The organism is Rhodoferax sp. (assembly GCF_012927445.1).
GTDB lineage: Bacteria > Pseudomonadota > Gammaproteobacteria > Burkholderiales > Burkholderiaceae_C > Rhodoferax.
The window spans coordinates 1-19,351 of sequence record NZ_JABBPD010000009.1; the positions used below are offsets into that span (position 1 = coordinate 1).

20 protein-coding genes are annotated in these 19,351 nt (G+C 55.2%); 17 read left to right on the forward strand and 3 right to left on the reverse strand.

What is annotated here, in order from left to right; genetic code table 11:
• Positions 1–3,605, reverse strand: a 3,605-nt coding sequence (locus HHJ17_RS18400; RefSeq protein WP_296506868.1) for a tetratricopeptide repeat protein, incomplete at its 3' end; no start/stop codon positions are given.
• Between the two features lie 76 nt (positions 3,606–3,681).
• On the reverse strand, positions 3,682–4,485 hold the full coding sequence (locus HHJ17_RS18405; protein WP_296500693.1) for a flagellin: 804 nt from the start codon (positions 4,483–4,485) through the stop codon (positions 3,682–3,684).
• 351 nt (positions 4,486–4,836) lie between these two features.
• Here HHJ17_RS18405 and HHJ17_RS18410 point away from each other — a divergent pair, with 351 nt between their 5' ends.
• The 4 genes from HHJ17_RS18410 to HHJ17_RS18425 all read left to right on the forward strand — a co-directional run bounded on the left by HHJ17_RS18410 (position 4,837) and on the right by HHJ17_RS18425 (position 7,984).
• The gene (locus tag HHJ17_RS18410) at positions 4,837–5,640 is read left to right on the forward strand and encodes a flagellin (protein WP_296500692.1); all 804 of its coding nucleotides are present in this window, start codon (positions 4,837–4,839) and stop codon (positions 5,638–5,640) included.
• Between the two features lie 134 nt (positions 5,641–5,774).
• Entirely contained in the window at positions 5,775–7,190 is a 1,416-nt protein-coding gene (gene fliD, locus HHJ17_RS18415) for a flagellar filament capping protein FliD (RefSeq protein ID WP_296500690.1), read from the forward strand.
• A 64-nt stretch (positions 7,191–7,254) separates the two neighbouring features.
• The gene (gene fliS, locus HHJ17_RS18420; protein ID WP_296500688.1) at positions 7,255–7,674 is read left to right on the forward strand and encodes a flagellar export chaperone FliS; all 420 of its coding nucleotides are present in this window, start codon (positions 7,255–7,257) and stop codon (positions 7,672–7,674) included.
• Between the two features lie 10 nt (positions 7,675–7,684).
• Positions 7,685–7,984 (forward strand): flagellar protein FliT, encoded by a 300-nt coding sequence (locus HHJ17_RS18425; RefSeq protein WP_296500686.1) that lies wholly within the window; start codon positions 7,685–7,687, stop codon positions 7,982–7,984.
• 93 nt (positions 7,985–8,077) lie between these two features.
• Here the strand turns inward: HHJ17_RS18425 and fliE are convergent, their stop codons facing one another.
• Positions 8,078–8,395: a flagellar hook-basal body complex protein FliE gene (gene fliE, locus HHJ17_RS18430; RefSeq protein ID WP_296500684.1), complete on the reverse strand. Its 318-nt coding sequence runs from the start codon at positions 8,393–8,395 to the stop codon at positions 8,078–8,080.
• A 177-nt stretch (positions 8,396–8,572) separates the two neighbouring features.
• Between fliE and fliF the strand changes: the two genes are divergently transcribed.
• The 13 genes from fliF to fliR all read left to right on the forward strand — a co-directional run bounded on the left by fliF (position 8,573) and on the right by fliR (position 19,327).
• On the forward strand, positions 8,573–10,258 hold the full coding sequence (fliF, locus tag HHJ17_RS18435) for a flagellar basal-body MS-ring/collar protein FliF (RefSeq protein WP_296500682.1): 1,686 nt from the start codon (positions 8,573–8,575) through the stop codon (positions 10,256–10,258).
• Between the two features lie 22 nt (positions 10,259–10,280).
• Positions 10,281–11,279, forward strand: a complete 999-nt coding sequence (gene fliG / locus HHJ17_RS18440) for a flagellar motor switch protein FliG (protein ID WP_296500680.1) — start codon at positions 10,281–10,283, stop codon at positions 11,277–11,279.
• A gap of 2 nt (positions 11,280–11,281) precedes the next feature.
• Entirely contained in the window at positions 11,282–11,965 is a 684-nt protein-coding gene (locus tag HHJ17_RS18445) for a flagellar assembly protein FliH (RefSeq protein ID WP_296500678.1), read from the forward strand.
• 25 nt (positions 11,966–11,990) lie between these two features.
• A complete protein-coding gene (gene fliI / locus HHJ17_RS18450; RefSeq protein WP_296500677.1) occupies positions 11,991–13,370 on the forward strand; it encodes a flagellar protein export ATPase FliI in 1,380 nt (459 codons plus the stop codon).
• Positions 13,367–13,840 carry a flagellar export protein FliJ gene (gene fliJ / locus HHJ17_RS18455; RefSeq protein WP_296500675.1) on the forward strand — a complete coding sequence of 158 codons (474 nt, stop codon included), beginning with the start codon at positions 13,367–13,369 and terminating at the stop codon, positions 13,838–13,840. The genes fliI and fliJ overlap by 4 nt, the downstream gene beginning before the upstream one ends.
• Entirely contained in the window at positions 13,830–15,026 is a 1,197-nt protein-coding gene (locus HHJ17_RS18460) for a flagellar hook-length control protein FliK (RefSeq protein ID WP_296500673.1), read from the forward strand. Before fliJ ends, HHJ17_RS18460 begins: the two co-directional genes overlap by 11 nt.
• 89 nt (positions 15,027–15,115) lie before the next feature.
• Positions 15,116–15,703, forward strand: a complete 588-nt coding sequence (locus HHJ17_RS18465) for a flagellar basal body-associated FliL family protein (RefSeq protein WP_366557566.1) — start codon at positions 15,116–15,118, stop codon at positions 15,701–15,703.
• A gap of 21 nt (positions 15,704–15,724) precedes the next feature.
• Positions 15,725–16,714, forward strand: a complete 990-nt coding sequence (fliM, locus tag HHJ17_RS18470; RefSeq protein ID WP_296500672.1) for a flagellar motor switch protein FliM — start codon at positions 15,725–15,727, stop codon at positions 16,712–16,714.
• 4 nt (positions 16,715–16,718) lie between these two features.
• Positions 16,719–17,147, forward strand: a complete 429-nt coding sequence (gene fliN, locus HHJ17_RS18475; RefSeq protein ID WP_296500669.1) for a flagellar motor switch protein FliN — start codon at positions 16,719–16,721, stop codon at positions 17,145–17,147.
• Positions 17,148–17,155: 8 nt separating this feature from the next.
• Positions 17,156–17,470, forward strand: a complete 315-nt coding sequence (locus HHJ17_RS18480) for a flagellar biosynthetic protein FliO (RefSeq protein ID WP_296500668.1) — start codon at positions 17,156–17,158, stop codon at positions 17,468–17,470.
• Entirely contained in the window at positions 17,470–18,264 is a 795-nt protein-coding gene (gene fliP, locus HHJ17_RS18485; protein WP_296500666.1) for a flagellar type III secretion system pore protein FliP, read from the forward strand. The genes HHJ17_RS18480 and fliP overlap by 1 nt, the downstream gene beginning before the upstream one ends.
• A gap of 9 nt (positions 18,265–18,273) precedes the next feature.
• Positions 18,274–18,543: a flagellar biosynthesis protein FliQ gene (gene fliQ, locus HHJ17_RS18490; protein WP_296500664.1), complete on the forward strand. Its 270-nt coding sequence runs from the start codon at positions 18,274–18,276 to the stop codon at positions 18,541–18,543.
• A 16-nt stretch (positions 18,544–18,559) separates the two neighbouring features.
• Positions 18,560–19,327, forward strand: a complete 768-nt coding sequence (fliR, locus tag HHJ17_RS18495; RefSeq protein WP_296500662.1) for a flagellar biosynthetic protein FliR — start codon at positions 18,560–18,562, stop codon at positions 19,325–19,327.
• Positions 19,328–19,351 lie beyond the last annotated feature (24 nt).

The following is a 19,351-nucleotide window of genomic DNA, read 5'->3' on the forward strand; positions in this document are numbered from 1 at the left end:
TCCAGACTGTTGGCGAAGGGTTCCGGTTGACCCATGGCAGAGGCATTAAAACGTGCCCGCATCTCGAGGCGAAGCACTGCCAGTTCTGCAACATGTTCTGCCCAGTGATTGCCCTTGTTGACAAAGTCTTCAATACTCGTGGCAATGAACCCGTTCAGGCCCAATTGATTCATAAAGGTAGCGCCTGAGCGGCTAGGCGCGGTCTCGCCGGCCAGGGTCAGTGTGGGCACTCCCATCCAGGCGGCATGAGCAGTTGTGGTGCCGCCGCCGTAAGGAAACGTGTCCAGGCAAATATCGACCTGATGGTGTAGCGCCAGATAGTCTGGCGTGTTGGAGCGTGGATGAAAAATCAGTCGGCGCTGCTCAATGCCTTCGTTCGCAAAACTTTGAGTCAGCGCATCTTGACTATCAGGTGGCATGCCTCCCAGCAACATCCGGGCATTGGGCACGCTGCGCAGCAGCATTGACCACAGCGCAATTACGGAATGGTTGAGTTTGTTGGGCCGGTTAAAGCTGCCAAAGGTGATGTAACCCTTTTCTAGCGCTGGAAGCGTATTGACAGGGGGGGCCAGCTCACTCGGCTGGAAAATGGCCGATGCTGGCAAAAAAGCTGATTTTTCGGTAAATTGCCAATCCAGCTCGCCAGGCGGTATAAAAAACCGGTCGCACAGGTGGTAATCCATGGCCTGCAGCCCCGTGGTGCCGGGGTAGCCCATCCAACTGGCCTGGATGGGCGCGGGTTTGCGGGCAAAGGCCAGCAGGCGATTGTGTGCGGTATGACCGGAGAGATCGATCAGAATGTCAATGCCATCGGCGCAGATTTTGTGTGCCAATTCAGCATCACTCAGGCTGGTCACAGAGTGCCAGTGCGGAAAGTAAGCGCGCAGGCGCTGGGTTACCGCGTCTTCGAGTGTGTATGTGTAATAGGCGTGGAGTGACAGGGTTGGCTTCTGGGCAAGGAATTCAAGCACCGGTTCCAGGAAGCTGGCGACTGCATGGTTGCAGAGGTCGCCGGAGACAAACCCTACTTGCAGGCAGCGCGCGGGGTCTTTGTCGTTGTTGTGAGCTTGCCAGCCAGCGCGCAGGGGTGCTTCAAACTGCTCGCCAAAGGCCACATGCTCTGCAAATAGTTGCTGAGGTTCAATCGTGACATCATGACTCAGGCAATAGAGCAGATTGCTGTGAGCGACAGCCCAATCGGGTTTTTTCACCAGAGCCTTGCGATAGCAGGTTTCTGCATCGCTCCAATACCCTTGATCTTTGAGTGTAATGGCCAAGTTGTTGTAGGCCTCAGCCCAATCCGGTTTTAACCTCAGTGCCAGGCGATAGCTCGACTGAGCTTGCGCAAACTTACCTTGGGTATGAAGCGCACTGCCGAGATTGTTATACGCGTTGGCCATGTCTGGTTTGAGCGCAATTGCCTGCCGGCAATGTGCTTCGGCTTCAGGATGAAGGCCCAACATATTGAGGATATTGCCCAAGTTGCTGTAGGCAACGGCATTATTGGGTTGAATCCTCAGTGCGAGTGAGTAACTTTGTATTGCTTCATCCAGAAGTCCTTGCTGTTGGAATCCACATGCCAGATTGAAATGAGCTTCATGATCATCGGGGCGAAGTTCAACGGTCTTTTTCTGTACAGCCAAAGACTCCTCTAATCGCCCCAGCGAGTGCAAAATAGAACCAAGTATTTTCCATGCATAGCCATGCTCAGGAAAGCGGCTAACCAATAAGCGGGATAAAGATTCTGCTTCACTGTTGCGTTTCTGCATTTGCAAATTGGCAAGTGTGTCTAGCTCCTGCTGATTGGGTTCGACTTGTATTGAATGTTGGCCATGATTGTTGTTTTCTCCAAGAGCTTCGGCTTCAAGGATGGTGGGTGGCAAGCCCGCACACCAGCGCTGCCACATGGCGCGCAAGGTGGTTTCCAGACTGTTGGCGAAGGGTTCCGGTTGACCCATGGCAGAGGCATTAAAACGTGCCCGCATCTCGAGGCGAAGCACTGCCAGTTCTGCAACATGTTCTGCCCAGTGATTGCCCTTGTTGACAAAGTCTTCAATACTCGTGGCAATGAACCCGTTCAGGCCCAATTGATTCATAAAGGTAGCGCCTGAGCGGCTAGGCGCGGTCTCGCCGGCCAGGGTCAGTGTGGGCACTCCCATCCAGGCGGCATGAGCAGTTGTGGTGCCGCCGCCGTAAGGAAACGTGTCCAGGCAAATATCGACCTGATGGTGTAGCGCCAGATAGTCTGGCGTGTTGGAGCGTGGATGAAAAATCAGTCGGCGCTGCTCAATGCCTTCGTTCGCAAAACTTTGAGTCAGCGCATCTTGACTATCAGGTGGCATGCCTCCCAGCAACATCCGGGCATTGGGCACGCTGCGCAGCAGCATTGACCACAGCGCAATTACGGAATGGTTGAGTTTGTTGGGCCGGTTAAAGCTGCCAAAGGTGATGTAACCCTTTTCTAGCGCTGGAAGCGTATTGACAGGGGGGGCCAGCTCACTCGGCTGGAAAATGGCCGATGCTGGCAAAAAAGCTGATTTTTCGGTAAATTGCCAATCCAGCTCGCCAGGCGGTATAAAAAACCGGTCGCACAGGTGGTAATCCATGGCCTGCAGCCCCGTGGTGCCGGGGTAGCCCATCCAACTGGCCTGGATGGGCGCGGGTTTGCGGGCAAAGGCCAGCAGGCGATTGTGTGCGGTATGACCGGAGAGATCGATCAGAATGTCAATGCCATCGGCGCAGATTTTGTGTGCCAATTCAGCATCACTCAGGCTGGTCACAGAGTGCCAGTGCGGAAAGTAAGCGCGCAGGCGCTGGGTTACCGCGTCTTCGAGTGTGTATGTGTAATAGGCGTGGAGTGACAGGGTTGGCTTCTGGGCAAGGAATTCAAGCACCGGTTCCAGGAAGCTGGCGACTGCATGGTTGCAGAGGTCGCCGGAGACAAACCCTACTTGCAGGCAGCGCGCGGGGTCTTTGTCGTTGTTGTGAGCTTGCCAGCCAGCGCGCAGGGGTGCTTCAAACTGCTCGCCAAAGGCCACATGCTCTGCAAATAGTTGTTGAGGTTCAATCGTGACATCATGACTCAGGCAATAGAGCAGATTGCTGTGGATATTGGCCGCAGCGGGTGTGATCGTCAGAGCCGCTCGATAGCATGTCTGGGCTTCTGATAGCCGGTCCTGCATCAAGAGCGTGTTGCCCAGATTAACATGGGCGTTGGCATACCGGGGCTCAATCTCCAAGGCTCGGCGACAACAAGTCTCTGCCTGATGTAACTTGCCTTGCTTCTTCAAGAGGTTACCTAAATTGCTTAGAGCCTTGGCGTAGTCAGGGGCGATAGCTAGCGCTTTTTTGAAATTGGCTTCAGCCTCGTCAATGCGCTCCAAGCATAGAAAGCTTGTTCCCAAGTTGTTATACGTTGCCGCATCGTTAGGCAGCAAGGCGATGGCGTGGCGAGTTGCATGTAGGGAATCTGCGTAACGCTGTTGTGCTTGGTACACGGCACCCAACACCTTCCATCCGAATCCGTGCTTCGGAAATCGGGTTGTCAAAGACTTTGACAGCGTTTCAGCTTCGACGATTAGCCCCTGATTGAACAGGCGAGCCAAAGTGCCAAGCTCCTCCGTGCCGGGTCTGCGACGCCCAGATTGCATGCGTTTTGTGTTTGACGACAGCCCGAAATTATTACTTTAACAATGCCAGCACGCTTTGCGGTTGCTGATTGGCCTGCGCGACCATGGCCGTGCCAGCTTGCTGCAGAACCTGAGCGCGTGACAGGTTGGCTGTTTCCATGGCGTAGTCGGCGTCCATGATCCGGCCCCGGGCGGCTGCAGAGTTTTCAGAACCGACACGCAGGTTGGTAATGACCGAGTCAAATCGGTTTTGCGTAGCACCCCATGTCGATCTTGCCGATGTGACGGCGTTGATGTCAGTATCCAGCTTCGAGATCTCGGCGGATGCGCTGGAGCTGGTGGCGCCCAGCGTGGTAGACGTGGCCGTAAAGGCAGAACCGGTCACCGAGATGGTGTCATTGGCGGTATTGTTTGCGCCAACCTGGAACGTAAAGGTGGTGGCGGCGATCACGGCGGTACCGTTGAACGAGGTGGCAGCAGCCACCCGGGTGTTTTCTGCAGATAACAAGGTGAACTCGGCATTGATAGCCGTAATGTCGGTTGAGTTATTGGTGCCGTTGGCGGCCTGGACCGCCAGTTCGCGCATGCGCTGCAGGTTATTGGAGATGGCGCCGAGCGCGCCTTCGGCCGTTTGCGCCAGCGAGATGCCGTCATTGGCATTGCGGATGGCGACATTCATGCCCCGGGTTTGTGCATTCATGCGTTCGGCAATAGCCAAGCCAGCCGCGTCGTCTTTGGCGCTATTGACCCGTAACCCGGAGGAAAGGCGCGCCATGGAGGTGGAAAGAGTATTTGCCGAACCCGCCAGATTGCGTTGGGCATTAAGCGAATTGATGTTGGTGTTAATCGTCGACATGGAAAGCTCCTATAAAGCCGAATAAATTCGGCACTGCTGCCGATCATTGCCAGCATCTCGCTGACTTGCTTGAAAAGTGAGTGAATTGTGATGAATGCAATCGAAGCCGTAAGGCTGATAAGCGGAGAAAAAAACGGTCAGTTCTCGCTTTTGTCGCGCTGCAGCATTAATAAATTTACAAAATGTGCTCAAGTTTTGAGCTGCGCAATCCGAAAACAAAATCAACGGGTTCAGTGAAGGGCTCGTCGTCCGGTAGGTGCCTTGTAGTACTCCGGTCATAGAGGTCAGCCTTCAGGCTGGCGTTGAGATCGGCAGCAATGCCGGATTTATTCAGCTTAACAGGAGCTTTCCATGTCGACGATTAACACCAACATCAATTCGCTTAATGCCCAACGCAATCTGGCGGGTTCGGCGAATGCTCTTTCCACCTCCATGGCGCGCCTTTCCTCCGGGTTACGGGTCAATAGCGCCAAAGACGACGCGGCTGGCTTGGCTATTGCCGAACGCATGAATGCACAAACCCGGGGCATGAATGTCGCTATCCGCAATACCAATGACGGCATCTCGCTGGCGCAAACGGCCGAAGGCGCGCTCGGCGCCATCTCCAATAACCTGCAGCGCATGCGCGAACTGGCGGTCCAGGCTTCCAACGGCACCAATAACTCAACCGACATTACGGCTATCAATGCCGAGTTCACCTTGCTGAATGCGGAAAACACCCGGGTGGCTGCTGCCACCACGTTCAACGGCACTCAAGTGATTGCCGCCTCGACCTTTACGTTCCAGGTTGGCGCAAACAATACCGCCAATGACACCATCTCGGTGACCGGTTCTGCCTTTACGGCCACGTCTACCACGCTAGGCGCCACCAGCTCCAGCGCATCCGCCGAGATCTCGAAGCTGGATACTGACATCAACGCCGTCACCACGGCGAGAGCGACATGGGGTGCTACGCAAAACCGATTTGACTCGGTCATTACCAACCTGCGTGTCGGTTCTGAAAACTCTGCAGCCGCCCGGGGCCGGATCATGGACGCCGACTACGCCACGGAAACAGCCAGCCTGTCACGCGCTCAGGTTCTGCAGCAAGCTGGCACGGCCATGGTCGCGCAGGCCAATCAGCAACCGCAAAGCGTGCTGGCACTCTTGCGATAAAAGCAAGGTTTATGTTATCGGCAGGGCGTGGCCACCGGTAATGTATCTTGGCGACGACGGGCTAAAGGCCTGCGTCGCCATTTGGCGTTTTTGATGTCGAGCTGTTTGGACTAAACTGGCAGCAGGAGAAACTCATGACAATCTCATCTGTAGGTATTGGCAGTGGACTTCCCGTAACAAGCATAGTGTCGCAACTGGTCGCAATTGAAAAGTTGCCTTTGCAGCAGCTCCAGACGAGGGCTGCTAAATTTCAAACCCAGCTTAGCTTGTATGGCACAGTCAAATCGCAGATTTCTGCACTTGGAGATGCCGCAGCGTTGCTAGCGGGTGCGAGTGGTTGGAATGCCCAAAAAGCCACCTCTTCCAATGCCGCCGCCGTGGGTGTCACGGTGGGCACCACTGCAGCGTCAGCCGCGTTGACTGTAAGCGTGCAGCAGCTTGCGCAAGCCCAGTCAATTACTTCTGCCGGCATTGCCGCTGGTACCGCTGCCGGTGCAACGGGCTCCTTGTCCATTCAGCTGGGGAGTTGGGCTGGCGCAGCATTTACTGCCGGTGCAACGGCTGCGGTTGCGGTTACTGTCGACGCGACGGATACCGTCAGTACTATAGCTAGCAAGATCAATTTGGCTAATGCGGGTGTCACTGCGACGGTTTTGAGTGATGGCATCAATGAGCGTCTGGTTGTTCGCTCCGCCAGTACCGGGGCTGCTGCGGGATTTAGCATTGCGGCCACGGGTGGCAATGCGGCGCTGTCAACTTTCGATTTTACAAATTCGACCGCCACAGCACCAACCGCTGCCGGAATGTTCATGGGCCAATCCGGCTTGGATGCCAATCTAAAAATCAATGGTGTAGCGCTTACTTCCGCCACCAATAACATGACGAATGTGATTCCCGGAGTCTCACTCCAGTTGTTGCAAACAACCACTGCGTCAGTGGACATCACGGTTGCAAACGACCTAGCCGTATCTCAAAAAAATATACAAAGCTTTGTTGATGCATACAACGCTCTGAATCAGACCCTGGCAGACGCCACCAAATATACGGCAGCGACCAAAACTGGTGGCCCGCTGCAGGGTGATTCCACAACGCTGGGGCTGCAAAATGCCCTTAGAGCCATGTTGGGGTCAAGCAGTGCGGGTTCGACGTTTACCCGTCTTTCTGAGGCTGGACTTGAGCGTCAAACTGATGGGTCGTTGAAGATTAACCAAGTCAAGCTCACGAGCGCCATGCAAAATCTGGGTAACTTACAGAGTTTGTTTACGACCAATAACAGCAACCCATCGACAAATGGTTTTGGACTAAAAGTGCGGGATTTTGCCCGTGCGATGGTTGCCTTTGATGGTCAGGTCACGAGTAAATCAGCTGCTTTGCAAGGTTCGATCACGAGAAATTCAAAGGATCAGGACAACATAAGTGCGCGGGCATCTCGGGTTGAGACTCAGTTGCTCAAGCAATACTCTGCGCTTGACGCTCAGATGGCACAACTGAATGGATTGAGTTCTTATGTGACGGCGCAACTTGCTCAATGGAATAAATCTACCGCATAAGGGTTTGATTTTCTTGTGAATCTGCCGATATATAAAACATAAGGCACACAAGGAGTTCGTCAAAATGTTTACCCCAGTTAGTATGCGATCAGCAAACGCTTATAAAAATGTTGGGATGGAAACCTCTGTTGCGGGGGCAACTCCACACCAATTGGTTGGCTTGTTGTTTGACGCTTTGCAGCAGTCTCTGTCCGCCGCAAAAGGCGCGATTCAGCGGGGAGATTTTCCCTCCAAGGGTCGATCAATCAGCCGTGCTGTTCGTATCCTTGAGGAAGGCCTAAAGGCAAGTCTGGATGCTGAGCGCGGTGGCAATTTGGCGGCTAATCTGCTTAGCCTGTACGACTTTTGTATTTTCAGAATCTCAGAGGCTAACTTGCGCAATGATGCGGCAATGGTCGACGAGGTGATCCGGGTAATTCATCCTGTAGCAGATGGCTGGAACCAAATCCGTAGTGACGTAGCTGTGCAGTCTTACCAGGCTTGAGGAGTAGAAAATGCCACAAATGTTAATTGACTATTACAAAGCCATCGAAAACAGCAGCCGCCAGATGCTGGATGCGGCCAAGGACGAAGACTGGGACCAGGTCGTTCGTTTTGAAGGTGCCTGCGCCGTGCTGATCGAGCAATTGCGTGTCAGAGCACATAACGAAGAGTTGTTGCCCGAGCAACGGCCCGAAAAGGCCCGCATCATGCAGCGCATTTTGCAAAACGATGCCCAGATCCGTTATCTGGCGGAGCCTTGGCTTGCGCTTTTCGAGCAGAAGTTCGACGAGCCGCACCAGCTACTGCACTGATCTGCTATTAATTAAGTAGCTACTTTCGCAGTGGCTACGAGGGTTGGAGGCTAATTTGGCTTGAATTTTTAGTGAATTCGACAGTGCAGCGTATCAAACCTGCATGTTCATGATGTCGGTATAGGCCTGCACCATCCGGTTGCGCACATGCAGCGTGGCCTGAAAGCCGATTTGCGCTTTCTGAATCGCCACCATGGTTTCTTCCAGACTGACCTTGGGGTTTTCCATCTGAACTTCTTGCTGCAGACGCGTTGATTCGTTCTGCGCCGCGCTCACCGAGCTGAGTGCACTCTTCAGTGCATCCGAAAACCCGCCGTCTGCCGCACCAGAAACCTGGCTTGATGAGAGACGTGGCGCCAGGCTGGGGCGCACCGTCGTGGGCATGGTGGTGGGTGTGAGTCGGAGTTCCATAAGGCAGTCTTCCCTGAAGAATTGAGGGTTGACTGATGCTAAAGCCGAGGGTGCTAAAACATTAATTTGAAGTAAGGGGTAAAAGCCGGTCTTATCAAACTCATGTTTTCGGGGCGACCCCGAATAATCGCCTGCATTGGTGGTGCAAAATCGTACCACACCCTTCTGGAACCCATGATGCCCGCCGCTCCCGCTATTTCCATTAATCCGACCCTGTCCCAGCGATTTGCCGGGCTGGACCAAGCCCAGCGGCTTCGTATCGGCTTGGGACTGGCTTTGTTCATCGCCATTGGCGTTATCGGGATGGTGATGGGCCGCCAGGCCGAGTGGCGTGTGCTGTATGCCAACCTGGCAGACAAAGACGGCGGCGCCATCGTGGCGCAGTTGACGACCATGAACATTCCTTATAAGCACGCCGATGGCGGTGGTGCTATCTTGGTGCCGGCGGACAAGGTGTATGACACCCGCTTGCGCTTGGCCTCGCAAGGCTTGCCCAAGGGGTCGGTCGCTGGTTTTGAGACGATGGATGCCAACCGGTTTGGCATGACGCAGTTTCAGGAGCGCCTCGCGTTTCAGCGCGGGCTGGAAGGCGAGTTGACCCGCTCGATTCAGGCCTTGTCGTCCGTGCAAAGTGCCCGGGTGCATTTGGCGTTGCCGAATCAAAATGGATTTTTCCGCGAGCAGCAAAAACCGACGGCGTCGGTCCTGATCAGTTTGAATGCCGGGCGCACGCTTGATCGTGCCCAGTTGGCCGGCATCATCCATTTGGTGTCGGCCAGTGTCCCTGAAATGAACCCTACCGCCGTCAGTGTGCTGGATGACACCGGCAAGCTTTTGTCGACCCCGCCGGAGGGCGCCAATGGCACTGGCGGTGGTGATGCACAACAATTGCAGTATGTGCAGCAGTTGGAGCAGCTCTACAGTCGGCGCATTCTGGATATTCTGGAGCCGGTGGTGGGGCGGGACAATGTCAAAGCCCAGGTGTCGGCTGAGCTGGATTTCTCGCAGACTGAATCAACATCAGAATCCCACAAGCCCAACTCAACGCCTGATGCAACGGTGATTCGGAGCCAGCAGGTCTCAGAAAGCAGCAATGGCGCCGCCGCCGGACCGCCTTCTGGCGTACCAGGTGCGACGACCAACCAGGCGCCAGGGCCAAGCTCTGCGCCGATCAACGGCCCCGCGCAAGCCTTGACGGCAGCCGGTGGTACGGCGGCGGCCGGGGCCAGCGGGCCGTCCAAGCGCGAATCCATCATCAACTATGAAGTGGACAAGACGGTGCGGGTGGTTCGGGGCAGCACCGGCATCGTGAAGCGGATTAGTGCGGCGGTGGTGGTCAACAACCAGTCCATCACCGACAGCAAGGGTAAAACCACCACGACGCCGCTGAGCGATCTGCAAATTGAAAAAATGACGGCATTGGTGCGTGAGACAATTGGTTTCAACAAAGATCGGGGTGACTCGGTGAACCTCATGAATGCACCCTTTGTCACGGAAAAGGTGGTCCTGACGGATGTGCCTTTCTGGAAACAGTCGGAGTTTCAGGACTTGGTGCGCAGTTTTGCCTGGCCTGTGGGCACGCTGTTGTTTGGCGCCTTGGTGCTCTTGGGTGTCATTCGGCCGGCGTTGAAGGTGTTGGCGCAACCGCACGCCAAAGTTTCGGTAGCCACGCATCAGCTTGACGCGATTGAGTCCGAAGAGCCGGAGCGACCGCTGTTGTCGGCGCCGTCCCGAGGTGCTCTGCCAGTGGGCCCCACGTCTGGAGAGTTGGCCCTGGATGACGCCCGCAAGTTGACACGCGACAACCCGGCCGCAGTGGCTAATATTGTGAAATCGTGGATAAATGGTGAGGCACCGGCCTGATCGGTATCAGTCGGGATAAATAATGGCTCAATCTGACGGTCTACAAGACGCTGCAATTCTGATGATGTCCCTCGGAGAGGAGGAGGCGTCCCAGGTGTTCAAACACCTTTCCCCCAAAGAAGTTCAAAAACTAGGTGAGGCCATTGCCAAAACCAAGGCCATTACGCGTGAGCGGGTGGACGAAGTGGTGGACCGCTTTACCGGTATTGCCGCCGCCCACAGCTTGCTGGTGTCGGATTCGGGCGACTATGTACGATCCGTGTTGAAGCGGGCGCTGGGCGATGACAAAGCGGCCCTGTTGATCGATCGAATTTTGCAGGGGGGCGATGTCTCTGGCATCGAGAGCCTGAAATGGATGGACCCGTCGTCTGTGGCGGAACTCCTGCGTAATGAGCATCCGCAAATTGTGGCGGCAATCCTGGTCCACTTGGACTATGACCAGGCGGCCGATGTCATGAAGTTCTTTACCGAGCGCCAACGCAATGAAGTGATGCTGCGCGTGGCGACCATGGAGGGTATTCAGCCGTCCGCCTTGAAGGACTTGAATGAAGTGCTGTTCAAGGTGCTGGCCGGTGGCGACAAGGTGCGCAAGTCGTCACTGGGTGGCGTCAAGACAGCGGCCGAAATGATCAATCTGATGGGCTCGGCCATTGAGGGCACGGTGATTGAATCTATCCGCAATCACGATCCAGACCTGGCGCAGAAGATCATGGACAAGATGTTTGTCTTTGACGATGTGATGAAGCTGGACGACAAAGCGATCCAGATGGTGCTGAAAGAAGTGGCCTCGGATGCGCTCATTGTGGCGCTCAAGGGCGCTCCTCCCGAGCTCAAAGAGAAGTTTCTGGCCAACATGTCTTCGCGTGCCGCTGAGACGCTGCGCGAAGATCTGGAATCGCGCGGGCCGATGCGGCTGTCCGAAGTGGAAGCACAGCAGAAAGAAATCCTGAAGACGGTGCGCCGTCTGGCGGATGAGGGCACCATCGTGATTGGCGGTGGCGCCGATGACGCGATGGTTTAACCATGCGTAACTACGCCCGCTTTATCCCCGGCGAAGAGATTGGTGCGGTCGAGCACTGGAATTTTGGCGCGGTCGACACGGCGGCTTTGAAGCTGGCCGCGCAGGTCAAGGCGGTTGAAAAAGCCACTGACCAGGTTAAAGAAGATGAGCTAAAGCAAGCGGGTTACGCCGAAGGGTTTATTCAGGGGCATGCCCAAGCTACGCTGGAGTCGCAACGACAGATCAGTGAATTCATCGCGACTCAGGGGCAGGAAGCCGCACAACACTTCGGCCAGATTTTTGTGACGACCCAATCGCAACTGGCTGATGCTGAGCAGGTCATGGCGCGGGGCGTGCTGGAGTTGGCGTGCGAACTGGCCCGTCAGGTATTGCGTCATGAGTTGTCGGTTAACCCCAATGCGCTGCAGTCCGTCATTCGGGAAGCGCTGGGTCTGCTGGTCGCCGAGAACAAGAGTGCGCTGGTCCGGCTGAATCCTTTGGATCTGGAGGTGCTGGAAGAAGTCCTGCGGACCGAGTTTTCAACCCTGTCGCTGACTTTGCTCGCTGATGCTGCCGTGACCCGGGGTGGTTGTCTCATCGAGTCCGCAGGAACCGTGGTGGATGGCACCCTTGAAAAAAGATGGATGCGGGCCATTGCCAATCTCGGGTTGAACTCCCCTTGGGAGGACGCAGTTGTCGAACAGTGACTGTTCCCTTAAGTGGCAGCTTTTTATGGAGGATGCCCGCAAACGCGTCCACACAGGTTGCACCCTGGAGGTGCGTGGAACACTGACGCGTCTGACGGGTCTGGTGCTGGAAGCCACGGGAATTCGCGTGCCGGTGGGCTCGCAATGCCTGGTGTCGATGAAATCGCAGACCCCGGTGCTGGCTGAGGTGGTTGGTTTTTCAAACGACCGCGCTTTTCTGATGCCCGCAGGTGATGTGCATGGCTTGTCCAGCGGCGCCAGTGTGGTGCCCGCCGCCGCCTATGTGCCTGTGCCGCGTTTGGGCGAGCGCCGGCAAACGGATCGCGCTGCCGGCTATGGCATGTTGCGCCTGCCCTTGGGTGATGGTCTGTTGGGCCGCGTGGTTGATGCGCAGGGCGAGCCGATGGACCGGATGGGGCCGATTGCCAACGTCACCTCCCTGCCACTGGACCGCAAACAAATCAATGCCATGGACCGGGCACCGGTGCGCGAAACGCTGGACACCGGGGTGCGTGCCATCAACGCGCTGTTGACGATTGGCCGCGGCCAGCGAATTGGTTTATTTGCCGGCTCGGGCGTGGGCAAGAGCGTGCTGTTGGGCATGATGGCCCGCTACACCAAGGCGGACGTGATTGTGGTCGGCTTGATTGGTGAGCGAGGACGCGAGGTCAAGGAGTTCATTGAGGACATCCTGGGTGAAGAGGGGCGTGCCAGGGCTGTCGTGGTGGCTGCTCCGGCCGATGCGCCCCCGTTGCTGCGCATGCAAGGGGCCGCCTACGCCACTGCCATTGCTGAAAGCTTCCGGGACAAGGGCCAGCATGTACTGTTGCTGATGGATTCGCTCACCCGTTATGCCATGGCGCAGCGTGAAATTGCCTTGGCCATCGGCGAGCCGCCGGCAACCAAGGGTTATCCGCCGTCATGTTTTGCCAAGATGCCGCAGCTGGTGGAGCGAAGTGGCAATGGCTTGCACGGTGTAGGCTCCATTACTGCGTTTTATACGGTGTTGTCAGAGGGCGATGACCAGCAAGACCCGATCGCTGATGCGGCCCGAGCGATTCTGGATGGCCACATTGTGCTGTCGCGGTCACTGGCGGAGGCGGGGCATTTCCCGGCCATTGATGTCGAACAATCAGCTTCCCGTGTCATGCACAACGTGGTGTCGCGCGAGCATTCGGAGATGGCCCGGCGTTTTCGGGCGATCAGTTCCCGCTATGAAAAAGGCCGTGACCTGGTGCAGATTGGTGCCTATGTGGGTGGTTCTGACCCGGCGTTGGACGAGGCCATTAAATTGCACGATGCGATGGCCAAGTTTCTGCAGCAGGACATGTTCGAGTCCGCAACGTTGGAAGCCAGCGTGGATGAGATGATGGCCACGATCGAGCGTAGAGTGGCGTTCTCATGAGTGCCATCAAAAGTTTTCTGTTGGCCATTGAGATGGCGACGCGCAAACGCGATGAGGCCAACCAGGCTGCGATGCAGGTGCAAAGTGGCCATCTGTTTGCCCAGAACCAGCTGACCCAGCTGGAAACTTACGCCGCCGAGACCGAGTCCCGCTGGACGGCCGCCGCGCAGATCAGTACCTCGCCCGAATTGATGCGGCATCATTACCAATTCATGGGTCGGTTGCATCACGCCATTGGTTTGCAGCAAGGAGTTCTGGACAATGAGAACCGGAAAATGGAGTACGCCAAGCGGCTGGTACTGGAAGCGGAGTTTCGGCTGGTGAGTTTGAAGCAGGTGCTGAAAAAAAAGCAGGCCGATATGACCATCCTTCAATCGCGCCGTGAGCAAAAGCAGATGGATGAGTTTGCCTCGTTGCGTAGCCGCCAATTAACGGACAGGTATTTAGTGGAGAGCGATCATGAGCATTGAACGAAGCAGTACCGCTAGTAGCCCCAAAGCTGCGACGGGGGTTGAGGGACAAAGCAACAAAAACAAGGTGAAATCAGGCGCAGAGTCTGATGGCTCTGCAGCGAGTGGGTTTTCTGCGATTTTGACTTCGCTTGAGCCGCCACCGACCCCGTCCGAAGCCGCTGACACGGAGTTGACGGCTGATGAAAAAGAGAAAAAGGCAGTAGCACCACCGTCTGATCCTTTAATTCTGCCGCCAGCGATCTTGCCAACGGATCTGGCCCTGCTGCTGGCGCAAGCTGGTGAAGCTGCCGGTGCAAAATCCAACCTTGTCAGTAGCGAGCTCCCGGTGGGGGTGAAAGGCGGCCGTCGTTTGGACGGTGCGACGTTGGGGGCTGGCAAACCAGAACTGGCGATAGCGGTATCCACCCCGCTTGACTCCGATAAAACTGCAGAGGCCAAGCAAAGCGTCAAGGCCATGCTCGATCAGATGACGCAAGGCGTGTCTGCCCAGGCCCACAAGGTCCATAGTGCTGAGTTGCAGGCGGATGTGGCTGCCAAACTTGCTGATTCGCGTGCCACCAAGCTGTCTTCCCTTCTGGATGCTGCGGCCAGGGAGCCGGCACTTTCGGGTGCGCTAGTGACCAGCGGGATGGGCGACAGTTTGCTTCGCCAAGCGGACCGGTCCGCGTCGAAGGTGTCCGGTCTGTTTGCGGGATCTGGGGTTGAAGGGATTGGGGGGCAACAGGCATTGCAGGGCGGAAGTCGGCTGGACTCGCCCGCCGTCATGGCTGATCCGACAACGGTACCGCTTGAGACGACGGTGGCGGAGACCGTGAGTTATTGGGTGACGCAGGGGGTTCAAAATGCACAGTTGAAGCTGGATGGTTTTGGCGGGACGCCTGTGGAGGTGAGTATTTCGCTCAAGGGGGATGAGGCGCACATTGATTTTCGGACCGATCAGCCTGAAATCCGGCAAATATTAGAGGGAGCCGTGGCGCAATTGAAGGACCTCCTGACCAGTGAAGGCTTGGTGCTGTCGGGGGTTTCCGTTGGCTCCTCCGGTCAGGATGGTGCGGGGGCTCAAGAGCAGCGCAATCGTCCGGGCACACGCCAAGCGACTATCACAACCCCAGACGTGGTGCCCACGGAAAGCCGGCCACGTGTCAATCCATCGGTTGGCAGAGCTGTGGATCTTTTTGTATAAACCTAGGCTTTTCCATGGTTAATCTGGCCGTTGGTGCGGTGGATGTTGCTAAATAATGAAGATCAAAACAATGTGGACAAGGAACTATAGTGGCAACCAAACCTGACGCAGCAAAATCTGAAGCTGACGCGCCAGCCAACAAACCGGCTAAAAGCAAAAAGTTATTGCTCATGGTGGGTGTCGTCTTCCTGGTTCTGGCCTTGGCTGGTGGCGGTGCGTGGTTCTTTATCGCCAAGAAAAATGCGGCTGAGGGTGGCGCAGAGGAAGCCGTGCATGCGGCGCCCAAAGGGCCACCTACGTTTTTGCCACTCGACAACATGGTTGTCAATCTGGCTGACCCCGGTGGGGAAAAAGTGGCGCAAATTGGTATCACACTGGAACTGTCGGATGCGCATGCAACCGAGAAGGTCAAAATGTATTTGCCATCCATTCGCAGCGGCATTCTCTTGTTGATTTCCCAGCGGACGTCCGAAGAGCTTTTGCTGATTGAGGGCAAAGAAAAGCTTGCGATCGATATTTTGCTGGAGGCCTCGCGTCCCTTTGACAATGCTGATTCAGGTCATGCGGCGAAGCCGGCGAAAGAGACGGGAAAGACGAAAAAGAAGAACGCTGACAAGAATGCAACGGACGATAATCCGGTTCGAGGCGTCCATTTTTCCAGTTTTATTGTTCAGTAAAGGTGAACGTGGAATTGACTTATGAGTGAATCGTTTCTTTCCCAAGAAGAAGTCGATGCCCTGCTTGAGGGGGTAACGGGCGAAAGTCAGAAGCTTGTTGAGGAAGTGCACGAGCAAGGTGAGGTTCGCTCCTACAACATCTCAAGTCAGGAGCGAATTGTTCGTGGGCGCATGCCGACGATGGAAATCGTGAATGAACGATTTGCACGAAACCTCCGGGTGGGCCTTTTTAACTTCATTCGAAGAAGCCCCGAAATTTCGGTTGGCCCGGTGACGGTTCAACGCTATAGCGCGTTTTTACGTGAATTGGCGGTCCCCACGAATTTCAATATTGTGGCCATTCGGCCACTGCGGGGGAGTGGCCTGGTCATTTGCGAGCCAGCCCTTGTTTTTGGCGTTATTGATACGCTGTACGGGGGGATTGGCAAGTTTCAGGCCCGGATTGAAGGCCGCGATTTCTCTGCGACGGAGCAACGTGTCATCAACCGTCTGGTGGATGTGATCACGGAAGAATACAAGAAAGCCTGGAAAGGCATCTATCCGCTTGAGCTTGAATATCAGCGCTCTGAAATGCAGCCGCAGTTTGCCAATATTGCGACTCCGAGTGAGATTGTTATTTCGACTTCGTTTCAGCTTGAGATTGGGGAGATTACAGGGGCCATCCATTTTTGTATGCCGTACGCGACGCTGGAGCCGATCCGCGATGTGCTGTATTCATCAACGCAGGGTGACTCCATTGAAGTGGATCGACGCTGGGTTAATGTGTTGACCCAAGAAATTCAGGCCGCAGAAATAACGTTGGTGGCCGAACTGGCCCGTGCTGACGCGACAATTGAGCAATTGCTGGCGATGAAGGTGGGCGATTTCATTGAACTGGATCGCCAGCCACGAATTGAGGTGACGGTGGATGGGGTGCCGGTATTTGAATGCCAGTATGGGACGCATAACGCAAAATATGCAATTCGGATTGATAAGAGTTTGAGGGGTAATGACCTCAACTGGAAAGGATAAAGACATGGCAATTGATGACAAACCAGCAGAAGATGACGGCATGGCCGATTGGGCCGAGGCGCTTCTGGAACAAAAAGTATCAGATGGAGCCGCCGAATCGGGCGGTATTCTGTCGGGGGAATCCCCGCGTCCGTTTTCTTCGTCGTCGTTCTCGGCGGATGCACCGATCAACGACATCAACATGGTGCTCGATATTCCGGTTCAACTTTCGGTTGAATTGGGTAGAACCAAGGTGCCAATCAAGCATATTCTCCAATTGGGACAGGGCTCAGTGGTTGAGTTGGATGCTTTGGCCGGAGAGCCAATGGACGTGTTGGTGAATGGCTATTTGATTGCGCAGGGCGAGGTCGTGGTGGTGAACGATAAATTCGGTATTCGTTTAACCGATGTTGTGACACCATCTGAACGATTGCGTCGGGTCAGCAAGGGTTGATGCCACCGATGACGTCGACCCTGGTTTCTGTTGGACTCTTTGTCGTATTGCTGGCGTTAATTCCGGTCGCGCTGAAGTGGGTGCAGCGTCGCACGGTTGGTGGAGGCGCAAGTGTTACTTCAGCCTCCAAAATAATTTCTGCGATTGCAGTGGGCCCGCATCAACGCGTGGTGACGGTCGAAGTGGGTCCTGAGGGTGCCCGCTCCTGGCTAACGCTGGGGGTTACGGCGCAAACCATCACCTGTTTACACAGTGCTGCGCTTGACTCGAACAGAGACGGGGGCTCGACATCGGCGAATGAAATTCAGTCCGTTCTATTGTGATGCAGGAGTTTGACGTGAGCGATCAAGCTGGGCGCCGGGAACCTTGCAAAGGTCTTCTTCTCAAGGTTGCTGTTGCACTGCTTGCATTGATCGTGCAATCAAGCGTATTGGCTCAAAGTGCTGGTCAGTTGCCTTTGCTTGTGGGGACAGGTGGCTCAGGCATGAGTTTTTCGGTGCCGATCCAGACGTTGCTGTTTTTTACAGCACTGTCGTTTTTGCCCGCTGTGCTGCTGATGATGACCGGGTTCACACGCATTGTGATCGTGCTCTCGTTGTTACGCCAGGCTTTGGGGACCCAGTCGGCCCCGCCCAATCAGGTGGTGGTTGGCTTGTCGCTTTTCCTGACTTTTTTCGTCATGGGCCCAACGCTAGATAAGGTCTACAACGACGCTTATCTTCCCTATACCAAGAATGCGATTTCATTTGAGCAGGCGCTGGCCAATGGCGAAGACCCGTTGCGCCAATTTATGAGCAAGCAAACGAGACAGTCGGACTTGGCACTATTTGCCAAGCTGGCAAAACTGGAGCCGGGCGTCAATGCCCAAAATGCACCCATCCGAATTCTGGTGCCGGCATTTGTGACCAGTGAGCTCAAATCTGCCTTTCAGATTGGGTTCATGATTTTCATCCCTTTTCTGGTGATTGATATTGTGGTGGCCAGTGTGCTGATGTCGCTGGGCATGATGATGTTGTCGCCCGTGCTGGTGGCGCTACCGTTCAAGCTGATGCTGTTTGTCTTGGCTGACGGCTGGAATCTGCTGATCGGTTCCCTTGCTGCCAGTTTTGTTACCTAGGGGTTGCCCATGAATGCACAAATGGTTTTGACGATGGGCCAAGAGGCCTTGCTGATGTTGTTGATGGTGTCAGCACCGGTGTTGGGTGTGGTGTTGGTGGTCGGTTTGTTGGTCAGTCTTTTTCAGGCGGTCACCCAGATCAATGAAGCAACGCTGGCCTTTGTGCCAAAACTGATTGCCGCCATAGCGGTTTTCGCGATGGCGGGGCCATGGATGCTGAACATGCTGGTTGAGTACATTCGCCGAACCATCGAAGCGATTCCATCGGTCGTGATTTGATCCGAGTTTGAATGCTGTGATTACGTTAACCGAGTCACAATTGGTCGCTTGGCTTTCGCCCATGCTGTGGCCTTTTCTGCGGGTTTTGGCTGTTTTTTCGGCTGCCCCCATATTTTCTTCAAAAGCCTTTCCTGTTCGCGCCAGGATTGCGCTGGCCTTCTTCATTGCCTTCGCGGCGCAACCCAGTTTGCAAGGCCAGCCGGTCATCAGCATCAATGGGCCAGAGGCGCTGGGCGCTGTCATTCAGCAAGTCGGCATTGGACTGGCCATTGGGTTCACCGTCCGGCTTGTTTTTGCGGCGGTTGAGCTGGCGGGCGAGGTGGTGGGTTTTCAGATGGGGCTTAACTTCGCCGCTTTTTTTGACCCTTCTCTCAACACACAATCCAGTGCGGTCGCAAGGTTTTTTGGTCATATGGCCGCGTTTTTGTTCATCGTCATGAATGGGCATCTGATGGTGATGATGGCCGTGATCAAGAGCTTTGAAGCGTTTCCGGTTGACCAGAACTTTCTGGATGCCTTACAAAAAATGAAGCTTTATAGCTTGGGATCAGACTTATTTGCTACCGGACTGTGGATTGCTTTGCCCATGGTTGGCATGCTGATGTTTGCGAATCTTGCGCTGGGGATCATTTCGCGTGTGGCGCCGCAAATGAATATTTATTCCATTGGCTTTCCCATTACGTTGAGTGTCGGCCTTATCGGCATTACAGCCACACTGCCGATGCTGGATCAACCCCTGATGGCGCTCATGGAACGGGCGATGGAGATTTTTTCTGCAAAGTGACCGCCTGATTCACTGAGGCCGGCG

Bases quoted from the DNA above. Each gene is read 5' to 3' on its own strand.
- fliQ (WP_296500664.1), top strand. From the start codon at position 18,274: ATGAATGCACAAATGGTTTTGACGATGGGCCAAGAGGCCTTGCTGATG.
- HHJ17_RS18405 (WP_296500693.1), bottom strand. From the start codon at position 4,485: ATGTCGACGATTAACACCAACATCAATTCGCTTAATGCCCAACGCAAT.
- fliF (WP_296500682.1), top strand. From the start codon at position 8,573: ATGCCCGCCGCTCCCGCTATTTCCATTAATCCGACCCTGTCCCAGCGA.
- fliD (WP_296500690.1), top strand. From the start codon at position 5,775: ATGACAATCTCATCTGTAGGTATTGGCAGTGGACTTCCCGTAACAAGC.
- HHJ17_RS18445 (WP_296500678.1), top strand. From the start codon at position 11,282: ATGCGTAACTACGCCCGCTTTATCCCCGGCGAAGAGATTGGTGCGGTC.
- fliM (WP_296500672.1), top strand. From the start codon at position 15,725: ATGAGTGAATCGTTTCTTTCCCAAGAAGAAGTCGATGCCCTGCTTGAG.
- HHJ17_RS18460 (WP_296500673.1), top strand. From the start codon at position 13,830: ATGAGCATTGAACGAAGCAGTACCGCTAGTAGCCCCAAAGCTGCGACG.
- fliS (WP_296500688.1), top strand. From the start codon at position 7,255: ATGTTTACCCCAGTTAGTATGCGATCAGCAAACGCTTATAAAAATGTT.
- HHJ17_RS18480 (WP_296500668.1), top strand. From the start codon at position 17,156: ATGACGTCGACCCTGGTTTCTGTTGGACTCTTTGTCGTATTGCTGGCG.
- HHJ17_RS18410 (WP_296500692.1), top strand. From the start codon at position 4,837: ATGTCGACGATTAACACCAACATCAATTCGCTTAATGCCCAACGCAAT.
- fliI (WP_296500677.1), top strand. From the start codon at position 11,991: ATGGAGGATGCCCGCAAACGCGTCCACACAGGTTGCACCCTGGAGGTG.
- fliN (WP_296500669.1), top strand. From the start codon at position 16,719: ATGGCAATTGATGACAAACCAGCAGAAGATGACGGCATGGCCGATTGG.
- fliE (WP_296500684.1), bottom strand. From the start codon at position 8,395: ATGGAACTCCGACTCACACCCACCACCATGCCCACGACGGTGCGCCCC.
- fliJ (WP_296500675.1), top strand. From the start codon at position 13,367: ATGAGTGCCATCAAAAGTTTTCTGTTGGCCATTGAGATGGCGACGCGC.
- fliG (WP_296500680.1), top strand. From the start codon at position 10,281: ATGGCTCAATCTGACGGTCTACAAGACGCTGCAATTCTGATGATGTCC.
- fliP (WP_296500666.1), top strand. From the start codon at position 17,470: ATGCAGGAGTTTGACGTGAGCGATCAAGCTGGGCGCCGGGAACCTTGC.
- HHJ17_RS18425 (WP_296500686.1), top strand. From the start codon at position 7,685: ATGCCACAAATGTTAATTGACTATTACAAAGCCATCGAAAACAGCAGC.